The 23,188-nt window shown below is 61.3% G+C and carries 21 protein-coding genes and 2 pseudogenes; 14 read left to right on the top strand and 9 right to left on the bottom strand.

The features are described 5' to 3' along the window. Window positions 1-17: 17 nt before the first annotated feature. The gene (locus DTP52_RS04465) at window positions 18-638 is read left to right on the top strand and encodes a TetR/AcrR family transcriptional regulator (protein WP_109752026.1); all 621 of its coding nucleotides are present in this window, start codon (window positions 18-20) and stop codon (window positions 636-638) included. A 206-nt stretch (window positions 639-844) separates the two neighbouring features. Here the strand turns inward: DTP52_RS04465 and DTP52_RS04460 are convergent, their stop codons facing one another. From DTP52_RS04460 to DTP52_RS04450, 3 genes are all read right to left on the bottom strand, one after another. Continuing rightward, complete coding sequence (locus tag DTP52_RS04460; protein WP_109752025.1) at window positions 845-1,744, bottom strand: phasin family protein; 900 nt, start codon at window positions 1,742-1,744, stop codon at window positions 845-847. Between the two features lie 10 nt (window positions 1,745-1,754). Beyond that, window positions 1,755-2,177 (bottom strand): phasin family protein, encoded by a 423-nt coding sequence (locus DTP52_RS04455; protein ID WP_039592410.1) that lies wholly within the window; start codon window positions 2,175-2,177, stop codon window positions 1,755-1,757. A gap of 267 nt (window positions 2,178-2,444) precedes the next feature. Then, window positions 2,445-2,720, bottom strand: a complete 276-nt coding sequence (locus DTP52_RS04450) for a polyhydroxyalkanoic acid system family protein (RefSeq protein ID WP_109752024.1) — start codon at window positions 2,718-2,720, stop codon at window positions 2,445-2,447. A 155-nt stretch (window positions 2,721-2,875) separates the two neighbouring features. On the opposite strand from DTP52_RS04450, the gene ubiE reads away from it, so the two are divergent. The 13 genes and pseudogenes from ubiE to DTP52_RS04385 all read left to right on the top strand — a co-directional run bounded on the left by ubiE (window position 2,876) and on the right by DTP52_RS04385 (window position 14,756). After that, window positions 2,876-3,646, top strand: a complete 771-nt coding sequence (gene ubiE, locus DTP52_RS04445; RefSeq protein ID WP_003196937.1) for a bifunctional demethylmenaquinone methyltransferase/2-methoxy-6-polyprenyl-1,4-benzoquinol methylase UbiE — start codon at window positions 2,876-2,878, stop codon at window positions 3,644-3,646. Then, window positions 3,646-4,270: pseudogene (locus DTP52_RS04440) on the top strand (SCP2 domain-containing protein). The gene ubiE and the pseudogene DTP52_RS04440 overlap by 1 nt, the downstream one beginning before the upstream one ends. Further along, on the top strand, window positions 4,267-5,871 hold the full coding sequence (gene ubiB, locus DTP52_RS04435) for a ubiquinone biosynthesis regulatory protein kinase UbiB (protein ID WP_109752022.1): 1,605 nt from the start codon (window positions 4,267-4,269) through the stop codon (window positions 5,869-5,871). Before DTP52_RS04440 ends, ubiB begins: the two are co-directional and overlap by 4 nt. Before the next feature lie 81 nt (window positions 5,872-5,952). Then, entirely contained in the window at window positions 5,953-6,351 is a 399-nt protein-coding gene (gene hisI / locus DTP52_RS04430; protein ID WP_003196931.1) for a phosphoribosyl-AMP cyclohydrolase, read from the top strand. Next, window positions 6,344-6,676, top strand: coding sequence for a phosphoribosyl-ATP diphosphatase (locus DTP52_RS04425; protein ID WP_003186671.1), 333 nt, complete (start codon window positions 6,344-6,346; stop codon window positions 6,674-6,676). Before hisI ends, DTP52_RS04425 begins: the two co-directional genes overlap by 8 nt. Window positions 6,677-6,700: 24 nt before the next feature. Then, on the top strand, window positions 6,701-6,988 hold the full coding sequence (locus DTP52_RS04420; protein ID WP_109752021.1) for a twin-arginine translocase TatA/TatE family subunit: 288 nt from the start codon (window positions 6,701-6,703) through the stop codon (window positions 6,986-6,988). Window positions 6,989-6,998: 10 nt separating this feature from the next. Beyond that, window positions 6,999-7,418, top strand: coding sequence for a Sec-independent protein translocase protein TatB (tatB, locus tag DTP52_RS04415; RefSeq protein ID WP_109752020.1), 420 nt, complete (start codon window positions 6,999-7,001; stop codon window positions 7,416-7,418). Continuing rightward, window positions 7,415-8,212 (top strand): twin-arginine translocase subunit TatC, encoded by a 798-nt coding sequence (gene tatC, locus DTP52_RS04410; protein WP_109752019.1) that lies wholly within the window; start codon window positions 7,415-7,417, stop codon window positions 8,210-8,212. Before tatB ends, tatC begins: the two co-directional genes overlap by 4 nt. Then, window positions 8,209-8,916 carry a 16S rRNA (uracil(1498)-N(3))-methyltransferase gene (locus DTP52_RS04405; RefSeq protein WP_109752018.1) on the top strand — a complete coding sequence of 236 codons (708 nt, stop codon included), beginning with the start codon at window positions 8,209-8,211 and terminating at the stop codon, window positions 8,914-8,916. Before tatC ends, DTP52_RS04405 begins: the two co-directional genes overlap by 4 nt. Before the next feature lie 164 nt (window positions 8,917-9,080). Next, window positions 9,081-10,094, top strand: a pseudogene (locus tag DTP52_RS31520) (methyl-accepting chemotaxis protein); the annotation flags it as partial. A 9-nt stretch (window positions 10,095-10,103) separates the two neighbouring features. Further along, window positions 10,104-10,997: a methyl-accepting chemotaxis protein gene (locus DTP52_RS31515; RefSeq protein ID WP_371925583.1), complete on the top strand. Its 894-nt coding sequence runs from the start codon at window positions 10,104-10,106 to the stop codon at window positions 10,995-10,997. Window positions 10,998-11,135: 138 nt separating this feature from the next. Next, window positions 11,136-13,052: a methyl-accepting chemotaxis protein gene (locus tag DTP52_RS04395; protein ID WP_109752016.1), complete on the top strand. Its 1,917-nt coding sequence runs from the start codon at window positions 11,136-11,138 to the stop codon at window positions 13,050-13,052. 1,362 nt (window positions 13,053-14,414) lie between these two features. Next, window positions 14,415-14,756, top strand: a complete 342-nt coding sequence (locus DTP52_RS04385; protein WP_109752015.1) for a DUF6124 family protein — start codon at window positions 14,415-14,417, stop codon at window positions 14,754-14,756. Window positions 14,757-14,829: 73 nt separating this feature from the next. Here the strand turns inward: DTP52_RS04385 and mdoH are convergent, their stop codons facing one another. From mdoH to DTP52_RS04355, 6 genes are all read right to left on the bottom strand, one after another. Further along, window positions 14,830-17,400, bottom strand: coding sequence for a glucans biosynthesis glucosyltransferase MdoH (gene mdoH / locus DTP52_RS04380; RefSeq protein ID WP_109752014.1), 2,571 nt, complete (start codon window positions 17,398-17,400; stop codon window positions 14,830-14,832). Continuing rightward, on the bottom strand, window positions 17,393-19,162 hold the full coding sequence (locus tag DTP52_RS04375) for a glucan biosynthesis protein G (RefSeq protein ID WP_109752357.1): 1,770 nt from the start codon (window positions 19,160-19,162) through the stop codon (window positions 17,393-17,395). The genes mdoH and DTP52_RS04375 overlap by 8 nt, the downstream gene beginning before the upstream one ends. Window positions 19,163-19,482: 320 nt before the next feature. Continuing rightward, window positions 19,483-19,920: a D-aminoacyl-tRNA deacylase gene (dtd, locus tag DTP52_RS04370; protein WP_109752013.1), complete on the bottom strand. Its 438-nt coding sequence runs from the start codon at window positions 19,918-19,920 to the stop codon at window positions 19,483-19,485. Further along, window positions 19,917-20,888, bottom strand: a complete 972-nt coding sequence (pip, locus tag DTP52_RS04365) for a prolyl aminopeptidase (protein WP_003196909.1) — start codon at window positions 20,886-20,888, stop codon at window positions 19,917-19,919. The genes dtd and pip overlap by 4 nt, the downstream gene beginning before the upstream one ends. A gap of 105 nt (window positions 20,889-20,993) precedes the next feature. Beyond that, window positions 20,994-21,908 (bottom strand): alpha/beta hydrolase, encoded by a 915-nt coding sequence (locus tag DTP52_RS04360; protein WP_109752012.1) that lies wholly within the window; start codon window positions 21,906-21,908, stop codon window positions 20,994-20,996. Window positions 21,909-22,050: 142 nt separating this feature from the next. Then, the gene (locus tag DTP52_RS04355) at window positions 22,051-22,998 is read right to left on the bottom strand and encodes a choline ABC transporter substrate-binding protein (RefSeq protein WP_109752011.1); all 948 of its coding nucleotides are present in this window, start codon (window positions 22,996-22,998) and stop codon (window positions 22,051-22,053) included. Window positions 22,999-23,188: the final 190 nt, after the last annotated feature.

Raw genomic sequence — 23,188 nt, 5'->3', positions numbered from 1 at the left:
ATCACTAAGAAGAACGGATGAAAACCCGCGACCGCATCCTCGAATGTGCCCTGCAGTTATTCAACGAAAAGGGCGAACCGAACGTATCCACCATGGAAGTTGCCAACGAAATGGGCATCAGCCCGGGCAACCTCTACTACCACTTCCATGGCAAGGAGCCGCTGATCCTCGGGTTGTTCGAGCGATTCCAGAGCGAACTGGCACCGCTGCTGGACCCTCCGGCGGACGTGCAGTTGGCGCCGGAAGACTATTGGTTGTTCCTGCATCTGATCGTCGAGCGTCTGGCCCAGTACCGGTTTCTGTTCCAGGACCTGTCGAACCTGGCCGGGCGCTTGCCGAAGCTGGCCAAGGGCATTCGCCAACTGCTCAATGCCCTGAAGCGAACCCTCGCCTCGTTGCTGGCGCAACTCAAGGCCCAGGGGTTGCTGGTCAGCGATACCCAGGCCCTGGGGCAACTGGTGGAACAGATCACCATGACCTTGCTGTTCTCGCTGGACTATCAACGGATCCTCGACCGTGAGGGCGAGGTCCGGCTGGTGGTCTACCAGATCATGATGCTGGTAGCCCCGCACCTGCCGCCTGCGACCAAGGTGGCGACCGAGCAATTGGCGTTGCGCTACCTGGAAGAACACGAGTAAGTACCTTGTGGGAGCGAGCCTGCTCGCGATGACGGTCGCACATCCAACATCAATGTGGCTGACACACCGCAATCGCGAGCAGGCTCACTCCCACATTATTTTCTGGGTGATTTCAATATTTGCACCACCACTCCCACAGGTTGACCTGCGTACAAACAAAAACGCCCGACCTTCACAGGCCGGGCGTTTTTGCATGTCCTCAAGAATCAGGACTGGGTGGGTGGCGTCGTTGGAGCCGGCGCGGTAGTCGGAGTGGCGACCGGGGTCGGCGCTGCGGCGGAGTTCGCCGTGCTCACCGGGGCAGCCGGTTTGGCGGCCGCGGTCGGCGCCTTCGGTGCAGTTGCTTTTGGCGCCGCCGGTTTTTTCACAGCCGGTTTTTTTGCCACCGCAGGTTTAGCGGCTGCTTTGGCAGCAGGCTTGGCGGCAGGTTTGGCTGCCGCTTTGGCCGTAGCAGGTTTGGCCGCTGCGGTTTTAGCAGCAGGTTTGGCCGCTGGCTTGGCTGCCGCTTTCGCCGCCACCGGTTTGGCCGCCGCTTTGGCAGCAGGTTTGGCCGCTGCGGTTTTAGCCGCGGGCTTGGCCGCTGCTTTGGCAGCAGGCTTGGCGGCGGTTTTTGCCGCAGCCTTGACCAATGGCTTGGCTGCCGTTTTGGTCGCCGGCTTGGCCGCTGCCGTCTTGGTCGCTACCGGTGCGACTTTGGCGCCAGTGAGTTTTTCGATCTGCTTGGTCAACGTATCGACCTTGCTGTGCAGTGCCTTCACTTCATTGCGGCTCGGCACGCCCAGACGCGAGATCGCACTGTTCAGGCGCTTGTCGAAAGCCCCCTCCAGTTCGTCCCATTTGCCCAGTGCACGATCCTTCACGCCGCCGATTCGCGACTTGGCGGACTCGGCAGTGCCCTTGGCCGCATCGACTTGTTTGCCGACGGCCGTCTTGGTGAGTTTTTCGGCCTTTTCGCCGTCCTTAACCAGGGACTCGAAGAGTTTGCTGCCGTCAGTGTCGATCTTCGAGTACACGCCTAAACCAGCAAGCCAGATTTTGCGGGAGTATTTTTCAATCTTCCCGGCCCACGAGCTGCCTTCTTTTTCAGTGATCTTTTTGCCAGCCATCCCGTTCTCCTTAATGTTTACGCGCGACACGTTCGAGCAATGCTGTCAGCTCATCGAGCTTAGCAGAGAGTGTCTCAACGTCATGTTTAGACGGAATGCCGATACGATTCAAGGCACTTGCAACACGGGCATCAAATACCTTCTCGACTTTATCGAGTTGTACTTCAACCCGGGCCTTGAAAGTATTGACGTCGGTCTTGGCTTCAATCAATTCGCTGTTGGCCGCTTCAAGTTTCCCGGCAATTTTCTTTTTGCCTTTGGTTTCAATAACTTCGCCAGCCTTTACCAACTCCTGGAAGTACTCGCTGCCTTCCTGGCCGACCTTCGTGTAGGCGCCCAGGCCAGCCAGCCAGATCTTGCGCGCGTACGTTTTCACATCGCTGAGCGTGGAAGATTCAACGTCGGTTTTTTTCTTCAGAATAACTTTGGCCATGGTGCACCTCACTCGAAAAAAGGTTTGAGGAACTGCCCGCGCATGGACGGGCTCAGGCACAAAGTAGTGACAATAATTAGAAAGGGCACCCTAACAACTGACAGACATCCCGTTGGCGCTGACTTCCCATGTGGGAGCGAGCCTGCTCGCGATAGCGGAGCGTCAGCCAACTTTGATGTGACTGATGCAATGCAATCGCGAGCAAGCTCGCACACAGGTGAATAGGTGGTGAACTTGAGTCACGCATTCCATCCACCCTTCGATCAATCAAACCAACGCCTTATCCAGCGCCTTTTCGATTTCCGTCTTGATCGTGCCGCTCATGGCCGACATCAACATGCCCAGCTCCACATCGACGCGGATCGAATCCTCGCCCACATGCACTTCGCCCTTGACCCCGGAACGCTTGAGTTTCAGGGTATCGCCCTCCCACTGCGGCTCCAGGCCATAGCTGTCGGACAACTTCTGGGCCAGCTTGTCGGCCTTCTCTCGCGCCGCTTCCTTGCCCAGGCCATGGGCACGCTCAACAGTTATACGGGCCATCGGGTGACTCCTGTTTTATCGGGACTTGCCTGAACGTTTCAGACCCTGGCTGCGTCAAAACGTCCCGGCGGTAGCCCATCTTACCTTCAGCCTTGCCAAGACAAAGCCCTCCACCGGGATTAGAATGTCCCGCATTCTTTTTTGGTGACCGCGATATGACTGATCAGCGCAAAGGCAGCGATGCCGAACCCACCACTCACTTCGGCTTCAAGAACGTGCCGGAAAGCCAGAAAGCGGAAAAAGTCGCCGAGGTTTTCCACTCCGTGGCCGCCAAGTATGACTTGATGAACGACCTGCTCTCGGGCGGCATGCACCGCCTGTGGAAGCGTTTCGCGATCGAGCTGTCGGGCGTGCGCAGCGGCAACCGCGTACTGGACATCGCCGGCGGCACGGGCGACCTGACGAAGAAGTTTTCCCACATCGTCGGGCCGACCGGCCAGGTGGTGCTCGCCGACATCAACGAATCCATGCTCAAGGTCGGCCGCGACCGCCTGCTGGACCTGGGTGTGGCCGGCAATGTCGAGTTCGTCCAGGCCGACGCCGAGAAGCTGCCGTTCCCCGACAATCATTTCGACTGCGTGACCATCGCCTTCGGCCTGCGCAACGTCACCCACAAGGAAGACGCCCTGCGCTCGATGCTGCGCGTGCTCAAGCCCGGCGGTCGCCTGCTGGTGCTGGAATTCTCCAAGCCAACCAACGCGCTGATGTCCAAGGCCTACGATGCCTACTCGTTCGCCTTCATGCCGCTGATGGGCAAGCTGATCACCAATGACTCGGAAAGCTATCGCTACCTGGCCGAATCGATCCGCATGCACCCGAACCAGGAAACCCTGAAGTCGATGATGGTCGAGGCCGGTTTCGACCGCGTGACTTACCACAACATGACCGCAGGCATCGTCGCCCTGCATCGCGGCATCAAACCCTGATGCTGCTCACCGGCCTGCTCGCCAGCGTCGAACTCGGCCTCAACCGGGTGCTGCGCCTGGACAGCACGGCGCTCGCGCGCCTGGCGCACTTGAGCGGCACAGTGATCGCCGTGGACTGCCGCAGCCCGGCGTTGCGGCTGTTCATCCTGCCCAGCGACGAAGGCCTGATGCTCGCCGCCCACTGGGAAGCCGAGGCCGACTGCACGCTGCGTGCCCCGGCGTCGAGCCTGCTGAACCTGGCCCTGGGCAAGGACAAGACTGCCGTGCTGCACAGCCCTGACGTGGAACTCGACGGCGACAGTGGCGTGCTGCTGGAGCTGGCGGCGATTCTCCAGGACCTGGAGCTGGATTGGGAATACGAAGTGTCTCGCTGGATCGGCCCGGTGGCGACCCAATTGCTCAGCGGCCATTTGCGTAGCCGCGGCCGCTGGTATCGCCAGGGCTTCGCCAGCCTGGGGCAGAATCTGAGTGAATACCTGGCCGAAGAATCGCGTACCCTCGTAGGCCAACGCGAAGCCCAGGCCCGTTTTAATGAACTGGACCAGGTCAAGCTTGACCTGGAACGTCTCGAGGCGCGTTTCGAGCGCCTTTCCCGATCCCTTGAAACCAAGCGATAACGCATGAAGCTGCTTGCCGTCCGCCGTTTGTTGCGCATCCAGCGCGTCGTGATCCGCTACCGCCTCGATGACCTGCTGTTCGCCCTGCCGTTGCCCTGGTTTCTCCTGGCACTGCGTTTCGTGCTGCCGTGGCGCTGGTTCCCCCGGCGAACGCTGGACCTGACGCGCGGCGCACGCCTGCGCCTGGCCTTGCAGGACCTGGGCCCCATCTTCATCAAGTTCGGGCAGATTCTCTCGACCCGTCGCGACCTGTTGCCCGAAGACATCGCCGATGAGCTGATGCTGCTGCAGGACCGCGTGCCGCCGTTCGACTCCAAGCTGTCGGTGGCGCTGATCGAAGAGCAACTGGGCAAGAAGGTCAGCGAAGTCTTCAGCCGTTTCGACGTCGAGCCCCTGGCCTCGGCCTCGGTGGCCCAGGTGCATGCCGCGCAGCTCAAGAGCGGCGAAGAAGTGGTGGTCAAGGTCATCCGCCCGGGCCTCAAGCCGATCATCGCCCAGGACCTGGCGTGGCTGTTCATCCTCGCCCGCGCCGCCGAGCGGCTGTCGGCCGACGCCCGCCTGCTGCATCCGGTGGACGTGGTCCAGGACTACGAAAAAACCATCTACGACGAACTCGACCTGCTGCGCGAAGCCGCCAACGCCAGCCAGTTGCGCCGCAACTTCGAGGGCTCGCCGCTGCTCTATGTGCCGCAAGTCTATTGGGACTGGTGTCGCCCGAAAGTGTTGGTGATGGAGCGCATCTACGGCATCCAGGTCACCGACCTGGCAACCCTGGCCGACCAGCGTACCGACATGAAGCTGCTGGCCGAGCGTGGCGTGGAGATTTTCTTCACCCAGGTATTTCGCGACAGCTTCTTCCACGCCGACATGCACCCGGGCAACATCTTCGTCAGCACCGTGCAACCGTGGAGCCCGCAATACATTGCCATCGACTGCGGCATCGTCGGCAGCCTGACTCCCGAGGACCAGGATTACCTGGCGCGCAACCTGTTCGCCTTCTTCAAGCGTGATTACCGTCGTGTCGCCCAACTGCACATCGATTCGGGCTGGGTCCCGGCCGAGACCAAGCTCAACGAATTCGAAGCGGCGATCCGTACCGTGTGCGAACCGATCTTCGAAAAACCGTTAAAAGATATTTCCTTCGGCCAGGTGCTGATGCGCCTGTTCCAGACCGCGCGCCGCTTCAACATGGAGGTTCAGCCACAGCTGGTACTGTTGCAGAAAACCCTGTTGAACATCGAAGGCCTCGGCCGCCAGTTGTATCCGGACCTCGACCTGTGGAACACCGCCCAACCGTTCCTCGAACGCTGGATGCGCGAGCGCGTCAGCCCCAAAACCTTGCTGGGCAACGTGCAGAGCCAGTTCGAGCAGCTCCCGCACCTGGCCAACATGACCCGCGACCTGCTCGAACGCATGTCCCAGCCCCATGCCCACGACCCGGCGCCACCGTGGCACCGACGCAAGGATGACTGGTTCCTGCGCCTGCTCGGCGCAGCTCACCTGGGAGGTGGCGCAATGCTGGCGGCTGGTGGGCCGTTGAGCGAATTGGGCCATTGGCCCGCTGCAATCATGGTGATCGTCGGCTTGTATCTGGTCGTTCGCCGATAGCCAGCACCGGTTCGCGCTGGCACACTGTTTCAACGCTGGGCCCGCCGACTTCAGGTGCGTGGCCCATGGTCGGAGTCAAAGATGAAAAACTGGCAGGACGAGATCAAATGGGACGCTGACGGCCTGGTGCCGGCCATCGCCCAGGACCACAAGACCGGGCGCGTACTGATGATGGCCTGGATGAACCGCGAAGCACTGGCCCTGACCGCCGCCGAGAACCGCGCCATCTATTGGTCACGTTCCCGTGGCAAGCTGTGGCGCAAAGGTGAAGAATCCGGGCATGTGCAGCACCTGCATGAGATGCGCCTGGACTGCGACGGCGACGTCATCATCCTGATGGTCGAACAAGTCGGTGAGATTGCCTGCCACACCGGCCGTCAAAGCTGCTTCTATCGCGTCTTCGAGAACGGCGACTGGAAAACCGTCGACCCGGTGCTCAAGGACCCGCATGCCATTTATTCAGGACATACCCATGAGTGACACCCTGACCCGCCTGGCCCAGGTGCTGGAAGAGCGCAAAGGCGCCGCGGCCGACAGTTCCTATGTCGCCAGCCTGTACCACAAGGGTTTGAACAAGATTCTGGAAAAAGTCGGCGAAGAGTCGGTCGAGACCATCATCGCCGCCAAGGACGCCGCCATCAGCGGCGATTGCAGCGACGTGATCTACGAGACCGCCGACCTGTGGTTCCACAGCCTGGTCATGCTCGCCCAACTGGGGCAGCATCCGCAGGCCGTACTGGATGAACTGGACCGTCGCTTCGGTCTGTCCGGGCACGTCGAGAAAGCCTCGCGCCCGTCCGCCTGATCAACTTTTGAGAGGAATAGCCACATGGGTATTTTTGACTGGAAACACTGGATCGTCATCCTGGTTGTCGTGGTGCTGGTGTTCGGTACCAAGAAACTGAAAAACCTCGGCACCGATGTCGGCGAGTCGATCAAGGGCTTTCGCAAAGCCATGAACGATGACGAAAAACCGGCCGACCCGACGGCTGCCCCGGCGCAACCGGTACAGCCAGCCCAACCGGTACATCCCCAGGCCACCCAGCCTGTGAATGCGCCGCACACCATCGACGTGCAGGCACAAAAAGTCGAAGAGCCCGTCCGCAAAGACTCGTGAGCACTGACTAATGTTTGGGATCAGCTTCACTGAACTGCTGCTCGTCGGCCTCGTCGCCCTGCTGGTACTGGGCCCAGAGCGCCTGCCGGGTGCTGCGCGTACCGCCGGTCTGTGGATCGGGCGCCTGAAGCGCAGCTTCAATGCGATCAAACAGGAAGTTGAACGTGAGATCGGTGCCGACGACATCCGTCGGCAACTTCACAACGAACATATCCTGTCCCTGGAGCAGGAAGCGCGGAAAATCTTCACGCCGACCCAGCAGGAACCGACGCCGGTGCAACCTGCGGTCGAGCCGACGATTGCTCCACAGGCGCTGGTGGATGACACCGTGCCGGTGCCGGCCGAGACCGCAAAACCAGCGGAGCCTGCCCCGACGCCAGTGACGCCAGCAGCTTCCAACGACCCTACTTTGCCGCCGCGAGCCCCATGAGCGATATCCCTGAAAACGACCAGCCGATGCCGCTGGTATCGCACCTCACCGAGTTGCGCACCCGCCTGCTGCGTTGCGTCGCGGCGGTTTTCATCATCTTCGCCGGGCTGTTTTCCTTCACCCAGCAGATCTACACCTTCGTTTCCACGCCGCTGCGCCAGTACCTGCCGGTAGGGGCAACGATGATCGCTACCGACGTGTCGTCGCCGTTCCTGACGCCACTGAAGCTGACGATGATGGTCTCGCTGTTCCTGGCGATCCCGGTGATCCTGCACCAGATCTGGGGCTTCATTGCACCGGGCCTGTACAAGCATGAAAAACGCATCGCCGTGCCGCTGCTGGTGTCCAGCATCCTGCTGTTCTATACCGGCATGGCCTTCGCCTATTTCCTGGTGTTCCCGCTGATCTTCAAGTTCTTCGCCGCCGCCACCCCGGCGGGCGTAGAGATGATGACCGACATCACCAGCTACCTGGATTTCGTCATGACGCTGTTCTTCGCCTTCGGCGTGGCGTTCGAAATCCCCGTGGCGGTGGTCCTGCTGGTGTGGATCGGCGTGGTCGACGTCGCCTACCTGAAGAGGATCCGCCCCTATGTGATCATCGGCTGCTTCGTGGTCGGCATGATCCTGACCCCGCCGGATATCTTCTCCCAGACCCTGCTGGCCGTGCCGATGTGGCTGCTGTTCGAGATCGGTATCCTGTTCGGTGGCCTGGTGCGCAAGCGCCGGGAAGAAGAGCCCGAGGACCAGCCGGTCGACGACCACAACGACCAGCCGCCAGCGACCCAAGCGTGAACCTGCTGCTGCTCGAAGAGGCCGACTTCATCGGGCCGGACCGCGTGATCCTGAGCGATCGCCGGTTGACCCACATGCAGGAAGTCCATCGCAGCGCCGTCGGTGACAGCCTGCGGGTCGGACGCATCGGCGGGTTGATGGGCACGGCCCAGGTGCTGCGCCTGGAAGCCCGCGAGGCGGAACTGCAAGTGACCCTCGACCAGCCTGCGCCGGCCAAGTTGCCGCTGACCCTGGTGCTGGCGCTGCCGCGTCCGAAAATGCTCAGGCGAGTGTTCCAGACCGTCGCCACCATGGGTGTGCCGCGGGTGGTGCTGGTCAACAGCTATCGCGTGGAAAAGAGCTTTTGGCAGACGCCGTTCCTCGAACCCGAGGCTATCCGCGAGCAACTGATCCTGGGCCTGGAACAAGCCCGGGACAGTGTGCTGCCAGAGATCATTATCGAAAAACGCTTCAAACCCTTCGTTGAAGACCGCCTGCCGGCCATTACCGACGGCACCTTGGGCCTGGTCGGTCATCCCGGCAACTATCCGCCCTGCCCGCGCGCGTTGACAGAGCCGGTGACCTTGGCCATCGGCCCCGAAGGCGGATGGATTCCCTACGAGATCGACCTGCTGGCCAAGGCCGGCTTGCAACCGGTGCAGTTGGGCGAGCGGATCCTGCGGGTCGAGACCGCCGTCACGGCCCTGCTCGCACGGTTGTTCTGATCCCCAGGGCTTGTGCACCTTTGTGACAGGGTGGATTGACCCCGCCGGTTGAGAGCCTACCCACCCTCTGGAAGTAATAACCCCTCACCTATTTTCTACAGATCCTTGTGACATGGTCGATACTCTCCTCATAGGACCTACAAAAGGTTCGAAGGAGTATCAGCATGTTCAGTTGGCTGACCGAAAAGCTGGGAAACGTAAGCGTCAATCGCAAACTGGGTTTCGGTTTTGGCCTGGTACTGCTCATGACCCTCCTGAGCACCTTCGCAGGCTGGAACAGCCTGGGCAGCGTGATCAGCCGTGCGGATAAGCAGGCGTCTATCGCCAGTCTCAATGAGTTGGCCAAGGATCTGCGAGTCGCCAGTCTCGACTATGAGATGCGGCGTGGCGAACAAGGGCCCGCTGTCGTCAGCGAGTTCCTGGGCAAGCTTCAGGAAAGCATACAAGCTGCCCTCAAACGGTTCGTGCGTCCGGCAGACCAGGAATTGCTCAATCAGCAACTGGCCATCCTCGATGAGTACAAACGCGCCTTCGGCGATCTGACCCAGGCGACGCAGAACCGCGAATCGGCCCGATCCAAGCTTGGCGCCAACGCCGACAATGCCGTGGCCAAAGTGAAAGAGGTCGAAAATGCCTTGCGCCAGGGCGACAGTGTTGCGCAATTCGACAGTGTGATCGAGCTGAGCAAACTGCTCCAGCAAGCGCGCTACCAGGTCCGCGGCTACACCTACAGTGGCAAGGCCGATGCCGAGCAACCGGCGCTGGAGGCCATCGATAGTGTCTTGAAAAACCTTGAAAGCCTGCCGGGCAAACTGCCGGAACAACACACCGCCAACCTGCAACAAGCCACTGAATCGATGAAGGCCTATCGTGCCGCCGTCAGCCAGTTCCGCGACTCGCAGGTGAGCAGCGCCTCAGCCCTCAAGAAAATGCTGGATCAAGACGCCCGTTTGAACGAGCTGAACAGTCATCTGACGACCTCGCAGATCGAGAAACGCGACCAGGAGACGGCTCAAGCCAAAGAAACGCTGATCATCGTCACCATCCTGGCGCTAGCGTTTGGCTTACTGGCCGCATGGATCATTACCCGGCAGATCGTCGCTCCACTGCAGCAGACCCTGGTTGCCCTCGAACGTGTCGCCTCCGGCGACTTGAGTCAAAACCTGGTAGTCACCCGTCGTGACGACATGGGCCAATTGCAAGGCAGCCTGCAGCGAATGGTGATCAGCCTGCGGCAACTGATTGGCGGCATCAGCGACGGCGTCACGCAAATCGCCAGCGCTGCCGAACAGCTTTCGGCCGTCACCGAGCAGACCAGCGCCGGGGTCAACAGCCAGAAAGTGGAAACCGACCAGGTCGCCACCGCCATGCACGAAATGACCGCCACGGTGCAGGAAGTGGCGCGCAATGCCGAGGAAGCCTCCGAAGCGGCCGTCGCCGCTGACCAGCAGGCTCGCGATGGCGAAAAAGTGGTCGGCGAAGCCATTGCCCAGATCGAACGCCTGTCCAAGGAAGTCGGCAACTCTACCGAAGCGATGGGCCATCTCAAGCGCGAGAGCGACAAGATTGGCAGTGTGCTGGACGTGATCAAGTCGGTCGCCCAGCAAACCAACCTGCTGGCCCTCAACGCCGCCATCGAGGCCGCCCGCGCCGGCGAGGCCGGACGTGGTTTTGCGGTGGTGGCCGACGAGGTGCGTAGCCTGGCCCAGCGTACCCAGAAGTCCACTGAAGAGATCGAGGAACTGATCCTCGGCCTGCAATCGGGCACTGAACAGGTCGCGACCACCCTGGACAACAGCCGCAACCTGACCGATAGCAGCGTCGAATTGACCCGCCGCGCCGGTGGCTCGCTGGAAAACATCACCCGTACCGTCTCGGCAATCCAGTCGATGAACCAACAGATCGCTGCCGCCGCCGAGCAGCAGAGTGCCGTGGCCGAAGAGATCAACCGCAGCGTCGTGAACGTTCGCGATGTGTCCGAACAAACAGCTTCTTCCAGCGAAGAAACCGCCGCCTCCAGTGCCGAACTGGCACGGCTGGGGGTTCATTTGCAGACGCTGGTTGGACGCTTCAAGGTCTGACCCAAAAGAGCTGGCATAAGCCTGTGGCCAGGGCTTGCTCCCTCGCCACAGGAGTGCATTACGTATTTTCTACAGATCCTGCCAAAACCGCCGATACAACCCTGATAAAACCAATCAGCGCTACAAGGGAGTATCAGCATGTTCCGGTGGCTTGCCCAGGGTCTGGGAAACGTAGGCGTTAATCGCAAACTCGGCGCAGGCTTCGGCCTGGTGCTGTTCCTCACCTTGATGATTGCATTCACCGGCTGGTCCGGCCTGGGCAATGTCATCAGTCGGGGCGACAAACTGGGCTTCATTGCCAGTCTCAACGACTTGAGCAAAGACTTGAACCTGGCCAGCATCGACTACAACACCACGCGAGGCGAGAAAGGACCGCAAGCGGTCAACGACCTGCTGGGCAAGCTCGAAGAGGGCCTGAAGACTGCTCGGCTATTGATCGAACAACCGGCCGACGTCGCGCTGATCGATGCGCAACTGGCCGCCGTCGCCGAATACAAGGGCGCCTTCGCCCAGATGACCCGCGCCACCGTCAGCCGCGAAGATGCCCGCAGCAAACTCGGCGCCAGCGCCGACAACGCCGTGGCCCGCGTCGCCGAAGTTGAAAAATTGATGCTGCAAGCCGGCGACGTCACCCCGTTCAACAGCGTGGTCACCCTGAGCAAGGCCATCCAGCAAGCCCGCTACCAGGTTCGTGGCTACACCTACAGCGGCAAGAGCGAAGCCCAGCAACCGGCCCTCGATGCCATCGACACCGTCCTCAAACTGCTCGCGCGCCTGCCAGACCAATTGCCCCAGGAACACGCCGCCGACCTGCAGCAGGCCAGCGACTCGTTCAATCTCTATCGTGCGGCGGTAGCCCAGTTCCGCGACTCGCAAATCGACAACGCTGCGGCCCTCCAGCGCATGACCGAGCAAGGTCAAATACTGATCGACGCCAGCCAGAAGCTGACTGTGTCCCAGACAGCCGTGCGTGACCGCGACGCCGCCCAAGCCAAGACGGTCCTGATCGTAGCGGCCGCCCTGGCGCTGCTGTTTGGCGTGATCGCCGCCCTGTTCATCACCCGGCAGATCGTCGGACCGCTCGGCCAGACCTTGAAGGTTGCCGAACGCGTGGCCGCCGGTGACCTGACCCACAACCTCACCTCCGAACGCCGCGACGAACTGGGCCAGCTGCAACGCGCCATGCAAAGCATGACCGTGGGCCTGCGGCAGTTGATCGGTGGCATCAGCGAAGGCGTTACCCAGATCGCCAGCGCCGCCGAACAGCTCTCGGCCGTGACCGAACAGACCAGCGCCGGGGTCAACAGCCAAAAAGTGGAAACCGATCAGGTCGCCACCGCCATGCACGAAATGACCGCCACCGTGCAAGAAGTCGCACGCAACGCCGAGGAAGCTTCCGAGGCCGCCGTCGCTGCCGACCAGCAGGCCCGCGAGGGTGACAAAGTGGTTGGCGAGGCCATTGCCCAGATCGAACGCCTGGCTAAGGAAGTCGGCAACTCCACCGCCGCCATGGGCGACTTGAAGCGTGAAAGCGACAAGATCGGCAGCGTCCTGGACGTGATCAAGTCCGTGGCCCAGCAAACCAACCTGCTAGCCCTCAACGCCGCCATCGAGGCCGCCCGCGCCGGTGAAGCGGGACGTGGTTTTGCGGTGGTGGCCGATGAAGTCCGCAGCCTGGCCCAGCGTACCCAGAAGTCCACCGAAGAAATCGCAGAACTGATTGTCGGCCTGCAAAGCGGCACCGAACAAGTCGCGACCATCATGGACAACAGCCGCAGCCTGACCGACAGCAGCGTCGAACTGACCCGCCGCGCCGGGGGTTCGTTGGAGAACATTACTCGTACGGTTTCGGCGATCCAATCGATGAACCAGCAGATCGCGGCGGCGGCGGAGCAGCAGAGTGCGGTGGCTGAGGAGATCAACCGTAGCGTGCTGAATGTGCGTGATGTGTCGGAGCAGACAGCGTCGTCCAGTGAGAAGACTGCCGCTTCGAGTGCTGAGCTGGCGCGCTTGGGGGTTCATTTGCAGACGTTGGTGGGGCGGTTCAGGGTCTAGCAGGCCTACGCAAAACCTGTGGCGAGGGAGCTTGCTCCCGCTTGAGTGCGCAGCGCTCACAATATTGCAGGGAGCAGCGGCTGCGCCATCTTGAGTTGGTGGTCTGTGGGTATAGGTATTCTTGGGTGTATATCCGTTATTTAGGTAACGGCTACTTAGGGTTCCGCCCTTACGGCGGCTCACTTTTGAAAAGCCCGGAAGCCGGCCCAGTCAAAAGTAAGCAAAACGCTCCTGCCCCACCACTCGGCACCTCGCCTAGGCTCGGTGTGCCCTCACTCCGGCATTGCTCCGTGGGCCGCCGCGAAGGGCCATCCATGGCCCAGCGCGGCTAACCCGGCATCCATGCCGGGTTGCCCACTGCGCAATGCCTGCGTTCGGCCAGCGTGGTTAACGGGGCGCCCGAGATCAACGTCCACCGCGAGGCGGCCTGATAGCCGACCTAGCTCTTGGTAAAACCGCGTTCCTCCTGTGGGAGCGGGCTTGTTCGCAAAGACCATGTCACAGCCAATGAAGATATCGAATGTGTTGGCCTCTCACCGTTGATCTTCAGCGGGCACAACATTCATGTACACCGCAAAGCCATTGTGGGAGCGAGCCTGCTCGCGAAGGCGGTGCTACAGTGGATGAAGATGTCGGATGTGGTGGCCTCATCGCGAGCAGGCTCGCTCCCACAGGGGAGTGCGGTCACCCAGAACCAGGTCGGCTCTCAGGCCGCCTCGCGGTGGACGTTGATCTCGGCGCCCCGTTAACCACGATGGCCGAACGCAGGCATTGTGGAGTGGGCATCCCGGCATGGATGCCGGGATAGCCGCGCTGGGCCATGGATGGCCCTTCGCGGCGGGCCCACGGAGCAATGCCGGAGTGAGGGCATGCCGAGCCTAAGCGAGGCACCGAGTGGTGGGGCAGGAGCGTTTTGCTTACTTTTGACTGGGCCGGCTTCCGGGCTTCTCAAAAGTGAGCCGCTGTAAGAGCGGAACCGTCAGCAGCCGTTACCTAAATAACGGATATACACACAAAAATCCCCCTCCCACAATCCGTCATCCCAAGGCTACGGCGCCTTGCGCCATTGCCTACAACTACGCCAGAATCCGCCGGCTTGTACGCCTTAGGCCTGGGCTTTAACGTTTGCAGGTCGCTGTCAGTTCAGCGATCGGGTTTAGCAGCCTGAACAATCCTAGACGTACGCTCTCCACATGCGTGAGCAGGCTTCAGCGCCTGCACATCTATGTCATGGCGGTTGTGCGTGGGAGACCTTCGGGTCTGCCGGGTTCTAGGGTCCCGGTCTGCTAACCCGCGTACAGTCGCCACCCTTCTCGTTTAGCAGCGATATCTGGCGGCTCCATTACCCTAGGAGCGTCAACCATGTACAAGGTCACACCCAACCCACCAGAACCCGAAACCGATCCCAAGAAACTCCAGGAAGCCACCGATCGCGCGCTCGATTACTACCTGAACCCCAAGCAGCCCAAACCAGAAAACGAACAACCATCGGGCCAGCTTTTCACCGTCCTGGACCACATCGACACCGAAACCCTACTGGCCAACCTCAGCGAAACCCTGGCCTCAGCCGATGCCATGACCAACGACCTCGCATTCGACCTGGAAGGTTCACGACGCCATATTGCTCTGGGCATCCAACAACTGATCGAACTGAGCGGCCTGTTGGCAAACCGAGTGCTGGACAGAATCAATGCACAACCCTGACCTCGCCACGGCGAACTAAAACAGCCCCCAACAAAAAGCCCCGCTTCCTTTCAGAAGCGGGGCTTTTTGCGTATCAAGCCACTTGCGATTGTACGCTCACCGGCTGTAGCGGCAGCAGCGGTGCATGGGGATCGGCCTTGACCGATTCACGCCAGGCCGCCAGCCACTCGGGATGCGCCTCGCTCCAAACCTGCTCGTGCAGGCGGGACAAGGCCACCGGGTCGCTCAGCAGTGCCAGTCGCTCAGCGTTGCTGAGACCGGCAGGACCGGCCTTCAAGGCGTGACGAACACGTTCGACCCGCAGCCATTCAATCGGCTCGGCCTGACCATGCCGCGAGGTCGCCAGCGCATACGCCAAGGCATTCTGTTGTGGATCGACCACTGCCCGGATGAAGCCGTCGTTCAGCGCGTGCCAACGGTTTTCATGGGTGTACTGGTCCGTCGACAGCAGTTCCTGCGGCGGTGCGTATTCCTCAGGGATCAGGAACAGGCTCTCATCACGGGACTTCAAGCCCAGGCCCACGCGACTGGAGATCACCGACACCGGGATCGACAGCATCAGCGAACCGACGATCGGCACCAGCCACCACAGGAAGCTCGGGTTCAGCCAGATAACCAGCAAGGCCCAGAAGAAGCCCAGCAGGGTCTGCGGACCGTGGCGCTTGACCGCTTCGCTCCAGGGCGTGGAGTCGTCGTCACGTTGTGGCGAGTTCCAGGTCGCGGCCCAGCCCAGGAACGCGGCGAGCACGAAGCGGGTGTGGAAAATCATCCGCACCGGCGCCAGCAACATGGAGAACAACATCTCCAGCAGCATCGACAGCGTCACCTTGAACTTGCCACCGAACTCCTTCGCACCCTTGGCCCAGATCAGCACGATGCTCAGCAGCTTGGGCAGGAACAGCAGCACGATGGTCGTCGAGAACAAGGCGATGGCCTTGTCCGGATGCCATTGCGGCCACAGCGGATAAAGCTGGCGTGGTTCGAGGAAGTATTGCGGTTCCATCAGGGTGTTCACCGCCAGCAGCGCAGTGGAGAGCACCAGGAAGAAGAACCACAGCGGCGCCGACAGGTAGGACATCACGCCCGTCAGGAACACCGCACGGTGCACCGGGTGCATGCCCTTGACCAGGAACAGCCTGAAGTTCATCAGGTTGCCGTGGCACCAGCGACGGTCACGCTTGAGTTCGTCCAGCAGGTTCGGCGGCAGCTCTTCGTAGCTACCCGGCAGGTCATAGGCAATCCACACGCCCCAGCCGGCACGGCGCATCAGCGCGGCTTCGACGAAGTCGTGGGACAGGATCGCACCGGCGAACGCGCCTTTACCGGGCAACGGCGCCAGGGCGCAGTGCTCGATGAACGGTTTCATGCGGATGATCGCGTTGTGGCCCCAGTAGTGGGATTCGCCCAACTGCCAGAAGTGCAGGCCGGCGGTGAACAGCGGACCGTACACCCGGGTGGCGAACTGCTGCATGCGCGCATACAGCGTGTCCATGCCCGAGGCACGTGGCGCTGTCTGGATGATGCCAGCGTCCGGCGTGGCTTCCATCAGGCGCACTAGGCTGGTCAGGCACGTGCCGCTCATGACGCTGTCGGCGTCGAGTACGACCATGTACTTGTAGTCGCTGCCCCAACGACGGCAGAAGTCGTCGAGGTTGCCACTCTTGCGCTTCACGCGACGGCGACGGCGGCGATAGAAGATCTTGCCGAAGCCGCCGGCTTCACGGCAGACGTCCAGCCAGGCCTGTTGTTCGGCGACGCAGATGTCGGTTTCGTTACTGTCGCTGAGGACGAAGAAGTCGAAGCGATCCAGGTCACCAGTGGCGGCCACCGACTCGAACGTCGCGCGCAAACCGGCAAATACCCGTGGCACGTCTTCGTTGCAGATCGGCATTACCAGCGCGGTGCGGGCGTCCTTGGGAATCGGCTCATTGCCGGCGCTGGCACCAGAGATCCGGTACTTGTCGTGGCCGGTGAGCAATTCGAGGAAGCCCATCAGCGCCGTCCAGAAACCTGCCGACACCCAGCAGAACAGGATCCCGAACAGAATCAGGATGCTGGTTTGCAGCGCATAAGGCAGCACTTGCGTGGCGGTCTGCGATAGCGGTTGGTGCAGGACTTCGTCCAGGTCCACCAGCGACCAGCCCTGGTACGGCATGATGCCTTTCATGTACCAGCCGGCGACGATGGTCTGGCCGAGCATCAATATCAGCAGGATGTAGCGACGGGTCGAACCCACGGTGCGCCAGCGTGCATGAGGCAGCACGCGCTCATCCTTGGGCGGCTTCGGCGGGTTGGTACGACCGGTCAGGCGCCGCCAGGCGCGCACCAGGATATTGGTGCGCCACGGCTCCGGCACGACCTTGGTCCGACGGATCGGCGGCGTCGCCTTGAGGCACACCCGACCACTGGCGTCGAGCCCGAGCATTTCGGCTTCTTCGAGCTCTTCGGCGGTGCTCAGGGTCAGTCGGCGGCCTACCGAGGCTTGCGCCGCCTCGGCGGGCGCGTCGAAGGTCGAAGACGACAGGCGTTCATGCAATTCGCTGAAGGACTTGCAGCCCGCCAGTTCGGCGCGCTGCTCGTCGGTCATGGGCAAATGGGCCAGGTACTCGCTGAGTGTCTCTGGCTGTACTGGAGTATTACTCATCGGCTGGCAACTGATAGCTCCAGGTCTCGGTCAGGACTTGTTCAGTCGGTTCCGGTTCCTGCGGGGTTGGGGTCGGTTCAACAGCAGCATCCGCCGCCTTGACGGCTTTGGCTTCGTCTTTCGCTTTTTCTATCGCGAGTTCTTTTTCGGTCTGCTGGCGGGCGACTTTGTCGGCCTTGGCCAGGGTCGTGGTCACGGAGTGCGAAGCGGCCGGGGCTTCGACAGGCGTCAATGGACGCACCAGCGCCGCACGCATTTCGGTGGCCTGTTTCGAGTCCTTGATCTTCAACCGCAAGGTCAGGCGCCAGCCCTTGGTTTCCGGGTTGTAGCGCACGCTATTCTCGACGATCTCGCCGTTTTCGCCGACGCTCACCTGGCTACGCACATCGGCGTCTTCCGGCAAGGCTTGCAAGGACGGGCCTTCGAAATCCACCAGGTAGGCCACGCTGCCATCCGGCTGACGGATCAGGTTGGATTGCTTCACGTCACCGGTGGAACGCAGGGTCTGCTTGACCCAGGCACTGTCCGGCGAGTGCAGGCTGGCTTCGTCGAGGGTCCAGTGCAGGCGGTAGCTGAAGTCCAGCGGCTGGCCTGGCTCAGGCAGTTTTTCCGGGCTCCAGAAGGCAACGATATTGTCGTTGGTTTCGTCGGCGGTCGGAATCTCTACCAGGTCGACGGTGCCCTTGCCCCAATCGCCTTTCGGTTCGATCCAGGCACTTGGGCGCTTGTCGTAGCGGTCGTCCAGGTCTTCGTAGTGGCTGAAGTCACGACCCCGTTGCAGCAGACCGAAACCGCGCGGGTTTTCCACCGAGAAGTTGCTCACGGCCAAGTGCTTGGGATTGTTCAGCGGGCGCCAGATCCACTCGCCATTGCCGGCATGGATCGACAGGCCGCTGGAATCATGCAGCTCGCGACGATAGTTCAGCACTTTGGACGGCTGGTTGGCGCCGAACAGATACATGCTGGTCAACGGGGCCACACCCAGCTTGGTCACGCGGTCACGTAGGAACATGCGCGATTTCACATCGACCACGGTGTCAGTGCCCGGACGCACGGTCAGGCGATAGGCACCGGTAGCCCGTGGCGAATCCAGCAGGGCGAAAATCACCAAGTGCTTGTCGGTCGGTTTCGGACGTTGGATCCAGAATTCGCGAAAGCGCGGGAACTCCTCGCCCGATGGCAGCGCGGTGTCGATGGCCATGCCACGTGCGGACAGACCGTAGGTCTGGCCTTTGCCGATGACGCGGAAATAACTCGCGCCCAGCATGGTCATGATCTCGTCCTGCTTGTCAGCCTTGTTGATCGGGTACAACACGCGGAAACCCGCGTAACCCAGCTGCTCAGTGGCCTTCGGATCGAATGTCACATCGGCGAAGTCGAAGCGCGACGGGTCGTACTTGATCTCCTCGACGGTCGTCGCGGTGATTTCGTTGATCTTCACCGGCGTGTCGAAATGCATGCCCTGGTGATAGAAGGAAAGCCTGAACGGCGTCTTCTGGTCGGCCCATTCGGCTTTTTCGGTGCGGAAACGGATTTTTTGATAGTCAGCGAATTTCATCTCGCGGAATTCGTTCGGCAGATTGCTGCGCGGGGCTTCGAATTTTTGCCCGGCCAGTTCTTGAGCCTTCGCCGATACATCATCCAGGCTGAATGCCCACAGTTGGCCCGCGCCAAACAGGCACAACAGGGCCGAGCCCGCTACCAGAGCGTTTCTAAACCGTTTGGCAGTCATTTTTGGTGCATTACAGGGACTAACAATCACGAGCAACCCTCGCCGAAAACAGATCAAAAAACCAACGGCCAGATAAAGTATCCACACGGTATCGGCATTGAAAAACCGATCCTGCAGACCACTCTTGCCAAGTTGGCGAGCATTGTTCCGACTCCGGTGGGAGAAAATGATTCCCCAAACGGACCAGGACAAGTCTCTACCTAAGTCAAATGGACCAGCGAACGCTGGTCCCCCGTAGCGCGCGATTATCTAGTAGCCCGCGTGACAACGCATCAGGGATAGCAAAGTATTTATCGAGAAAACTCCCCGTTTAGCCTCGAAACAGATCCGAAAAGATGTTTCAAACGCTTTCAGGCCTGTAACAGGAAGGTTACCGGGCCATCATTGACCAAATGCACTTGCATGTCGGCGCCGAATCTACCTGATGCCACAGTGCCATGCACCTGTTTCGCCCGGGTTAGCAAATAGTTGAACAACTCTTCTCCCAGGGCCGGAGGCGCGGCGGTCGAAAAACTCGGGCGCAAACCGCTTTTGGTGTCTGCCGCCAAGGTGAACTGCGACACCAGCAGCAACCCGCCACCGACATCCGCCAGGGACAGGTTCATCTTGCCGTCGGCGTCGCTGAACACTCGGTAGTTAAGCAGCTTATGCAGGAGCTTGTCGGCGCTGGCCCGGGTATCCCCGGGCTCGACGGCCACCAACACCAGCAAACCCTGGTCCACCGCTCCGACGATCTCGCCTGATACTTCGACCCGTGCGCCGCGAACTCGTTGCAACAGCCCCTTCATGCTTCTTCAGGCGGCAGGTCAAGCAAGCGCCGGGCCATTTGCGCCGCGGCGCGCACCAGGGCGTCGGTGATCCCTGGCTCCGAAGCGGCGTGGCCAGCGTCGCGAATCACCTGCAGTTCGCTGTTGGGCCAGTTCTGGTGCAGCTCCCAGGCATTGTCCAACGGGCAGATGACGTCGTAGCGGCCATGCACGATGACGCCCGGCAAATGGGCGATCTTGCCCATGTCGCGAATCAACTGGTTAGGCTCGAGGAAGGCATTGTTGGTGAAGTAGTGGCATTCGATCCGGGCGATCGACAGAGCCCGCTGCGGCTCGGAGAAGCGATCGACCACCAGCGGATTCGGACGCAGGGTCGCGGTGCGGCCCTCCCAGGTGGACCAGGCCTTGGCCGCGTGCATCTGGGCGATCTGGTCGTTGCCGGTCAGGCGCTTGTGGAAGGCGCTGAGCAGGTCGTCGCGCTCGTCCAATGGGATCGGTGCAATGTAATCCTGCCAGTAGTCGGGAAACAGGCGACTGGCGCCAGCCTGATAGAACCACTCGATTTCCTGCGGACGGCAGAGAAAGATCCCACGCAGGATCAGGCCATGCACCCGCTCCGGGTGGGTCTGGGCATAGGCCAGGGCCAGGGTCGAGCCCCAGGAGCCGCCAAACAGCACCCATTTTTCGATGCCCAGGTGCTTGCGGATACGCTCCAGGTCTTCGACCAGATCCCAGGTGGTGTTGTTCTCTAGGCTCGCGTGGGGGGTGGACCGACCGCAGCCGCGCTGGTCGAAGGTGACGATGCGGTACAGGTTCGGATCGAAGTAGCGGCGGCTCTGTGCATCGCAGCCAGCACCCGGGCCGCCGTGAATGAACACCACGGGCAGGCCTTCCGGGGAACCGCTTTCATCGACGTAGAGCGTGTGGGTGTCATCGACAGCCAGATCGTGCCGGGCATGGGGTTTGATCTGCGGGTACAAAGTCTGCATTGAGCGCTCCGTAAGGGGTCGAGTCATCCCTGTGGGGACTTCTATTTAGTCTGCCGTCCGGCATCATAAACCCGAATTACCTTAATGAGCATGCCCCCTGCGCAGTCAAAGCGTGTCAGCCAGGTACGCCAGCAGCGTGCGATACATCTGATCGACCTCCGGCACCAGACTCCGACCGCGCAGGCAACCATGGACCAACCCTTCGCCGACATACAACACGGCATCCACCCCTGCGGCGTTCAGCCGCTCGCTGTAAAGGACGCCATCGTCACGCAGCGGGTCCCACTGCGCCACGACGATCAACGCCGGCGGCAGCCCGCTCAGGTCATCGGCGAGCAATGGCATGGCGCCGGGCGACGGTGCGAGGCCGCCCAGGTAAAGCGCGTGATAGCTGTCCAGGTCGCGGCTGCTCAACAGCGGCGCATTGGCATGTTCGCGGCGCGACGGCAGAGGCGCCGGACCAGCGAGCGCCGGGTAGATCAACACCTGGGAACGGGGCAACGGTTGCCCGGCATCGCGCAAGGCCAGGCATAACGCAGCGGCGAGATTGCCTCCGGCACTGTCACCGGCCACCAGTCGGCGACGCGGGTCGATGGCAAAGGGGGCGGCTGCCAGATGGCGCCACACGGCGAGGCAATCGTCCAAGCCTGCCGGAAACGGATGCTCTGGCGCCAGCCGATAATCCACGGCCACCACCAACGCGCCCAGGGCGGCAGCCAGTTCCATACAGATGAAGTCATGGGAGTCCAGGTCTCCCACCACCCAACCACCGCCGTGCAAATAGAGGATGCACGGCCAGCCTGCGGGCGGCGCTGCACGCCGTGGGTGATAAGCACGTACGCCCACACCGGCCCACTCGAAATCCTCGATGGCCAGCGTTGGCGGATATGGCGGGGTGAACGCCCGGCACATCTGGCTGTAGGCCTGGCGCGAACCGGCGAGGCTGTCGTCCGGGCTGGAGAAGCTCAGGGTTTTGTCGATGAAGGCGGACATCTGTTCAGAGAGTGGATATGAGGCCATGAAGAACACCACCTATTGAAATGTGGGAGCAAGGCTTGCCCGCGATGGCAGCGGTACATCCAATAGTTATGTCGACTGATACATCGCTATCGCGGGCAAGCCTTGCTCCCACAGATGAATCACCCCGCCACAGCCAGGTAGGTCAATTCTTGAGACTGGCCTGCACCGCCGCCACGCCATCCTTGCCATCGAAGCTGGTGACACCGGCCAGCCAGCGCTGAAGATCCTCGGGATGGTCACGCAGCCATTGCCGGGCGACGTCCTGGGGTGTCTTGCGCTCCATGATCGGCACCATCAACTGGCTTTCCTGGGCGGCGGTGAAGGTCAGGTTCTCCAGCAGGTGATTCACATTCGGGCAGCGTTGGGCGTAGTCCGGCGCAGTCACGGTGGAGACGGTCGCCGCGCCCTCGTTCGGGCCGTAGACGTCCTCACTGCCGGTCAGGTAGGTGATGTTCATGTTGATGTTCATCGGGTGCGGGGTCCAGCCGACGAAGACCACGAACTCCTTGCGATTCACCGCCCGTTGCACCGCGGCCAGCATGCCCGCCTCGCCGGATTCGATCAGCTTGAAGTCCTTGAGGCCGAAGTGGTTGGTTTCGATCATGGTCTTGATGGTGGTGTTGGCTCCACTGCCCGGCTCGATGCCGTAGATCTTGCCACCCAACTGATCCTTGAACCGGGCGATGTCGGCAAAGGTCTTGAGCCCCGCCGCCGCCACATAGTCGGGCACGGCCAGGGTGGCTTGGGCATCGGCCAGGCTCGGTTTGTCCAACACCTTCACCTGGTTGGCCGCCAGGAACGGGGCGATGTTCTTGTCCATCGCCGGTTTCCAGTAGCCCAGGAAGATATCGAGGCGCTTGTCGCGGATGCCGGCGAAGATGATCTGTTGCACCGCGCTGGTCTGCTTGCTTTCGTAGCCCAGGCCCGTGAGCAGTACATCGGCCATGCCGCTGGTGGCGATCACGTCGGTCCAGTTGACCACGCCCATGCGCACGGCCTGGCACGACGCCGGCTCGGCGGCCATGGCCCCGCCGCTCAGGATGGCGGTACCGCAGAGGATCGACAGACAGCGTTTGAACAGTCTTTTCATCGGGAAGGTCTCGTGCGGCAGCGATTATTGTAGGTCGGTGTCTTGGTGCACCGTGACCGGAACATTACGCAGCGTCGAGGGGCTGAAGATGAACTGTGGCGACGCGGTTTTGCACGGTGGCGACCGTTCCCCTCCGAGGTTCAAGGACAACACAACCCTGTGGCGAGGGGATCTGTGGGAGCAAGGCTTG

The sequence above is a fragment of the Pseudomonas sp. 43mfcvi1.1 genome, from assembly GCF_900115935.1.
Lineage (GTDB): Bacteria > Pseudomonadota > Gammaproteobacteria > Pseudomonadales > Pseudomonadaceae > Aquipseudomonas > Aquipseudomonas bijieensis.
The sequence above is the reverse complement of the archived record's forward strand: the minus strand, read 5'-3'. Positions and strand labels throughout refer to the sequence as shown.

Excerpts from the sequence above, each read along its gene's own strand:
- DTP52_RS04465 (WP_109752026.1), top strand. The coding sequence starts at position 18 with ATGAAAACCCGCGACCGCATCCTCGAATGTGCCCTGCAGTTATTCAAC.
- DTP52_RS04460 (WP_109752025.1), bottom strand. The coding sequence starts at position 1,744 with ATGGCTGGCAAAAAGATCACTGAAAAAGAAGGCAGCTCGTGGGCCGGG.
- DTP52_RS04455 (WP_039592410.1), bottom strand. The coding sequence starts at position 2,177 with ATGGCCAAAGTTATTCTGAAGAAAAAAACCGACGTTGAATCTTCCACG.
- DTP52_RS04450 (WP_109752024.1), bottom strand. The coding sequence starts at position 2,720 with ATGGCCCGTATAACTGTTGAGCGTGCCCATGGCCTGGGCAAGGAAGCG.
- ubiE (WP_003196937.1), top strand. The coding sequence starts at position 2,876 with ATGACTGATCAGCGCAAAGGCAGCGATGCCGAACCCACCACTCACTTC.
- ubiB (WP_109752022.1), top strand. The coding sequence starts at position 4,267 with ATGAAGCTGCTTGCCGTCCGCCGTTTGTTGCGCATCCAGCGCGTCGTG.
- hisI (WP_003196931.1), top strand. The coding sequence starts at position 5,953 with ATGAAAAACTGGCAGGACGAGATCAAATGGGACGCTGACGGCCTGGTG.
- DTP52_RS04425 (WP_003186671.1), top strand. The coding sequence starts at position 6,344 with ATGAGTGACACCCTGACCCGCCTGGCCCAGGTGCTGGAAGAGCGCAAA.
- DTP52_RS04420 (WP_109752021.1), top strand. The coding sequence starts at position 6,701 with ATGGGTATTTTTGACTGGAAACACTGGATCGTCATCCTGGTTGTCGTG.
- tatB (WP_109752020.1), top strand. The coding sequence starts at position 6,999 with ATGTTTGGGATCAGCTTCACTGAACTGCTGCTCGTCGGCCTCGTCGCC.
- tatC (WP_109752019.1), top strand. The coding sequence starts at position 7,415 with ATGAGCGATATCCCTGAAAACGACCAGCCGATGCCGCTGGTATCGCAC.
- DTP52_RS31515 (WP_371925583.1), top strand. The coding sequence starts at position 10,104 with ATGGGCCAATTGCAAGGCAGCCTGCAGCGAATGGTGATCAGCCTGCGG.
- DTP52_RS04395 (WP_109752016.1), top strand. The coding sequence starts at position 11,136 with ATGTTCCGGTGGCTTGCCCAGGGTCTGGGAAACGTAGGCGTTAATCGC.
- DTP52_RS04385 (WP_109752015.1), top strand. The coding sequence starts at position 14,415 with ATGTACAAGGTCACACCCAACCCACCAGAACCCGAAACCGATCCCAAG.
- mdoH (WP_109752014.1), bottom strand. The coding sequence starts at position 17,400 with ATGAGTAATACTCCAGTACAGCCAGAGACACTCAGCGAGTACCTGGCC.
- dtd (WP_109752013.1), bottom strand. The coding sequence starts at position 19,920 with ATGAAGGGGCTGTTGCAACGAGTTCGCGGCGCACGGGTCGAAGTATCA.
- pip (WP_003196909.1), bottom strand. The coding sequence starts at position 20,888 with ATGCAGACTTTGTACCCGCAGATCAAACCCCATGCCCGGCACGATCTG.
- DTP52_RS04360 (WP_109752012.1), bottom strand. The coding sequence starts at position 21,908 with ATGGCCTCATATCCACTCTCTGAACAGATGTCCGCCTTCATCGACAAA.
- DTP52_RS04355 (WP_109752011.1), bottom strand. The coding sequence starts at position 22,998 with ATGAAAAGACTGTTCAAACGCTGTCTGTCGATCCTCTGCGGTACCGCC.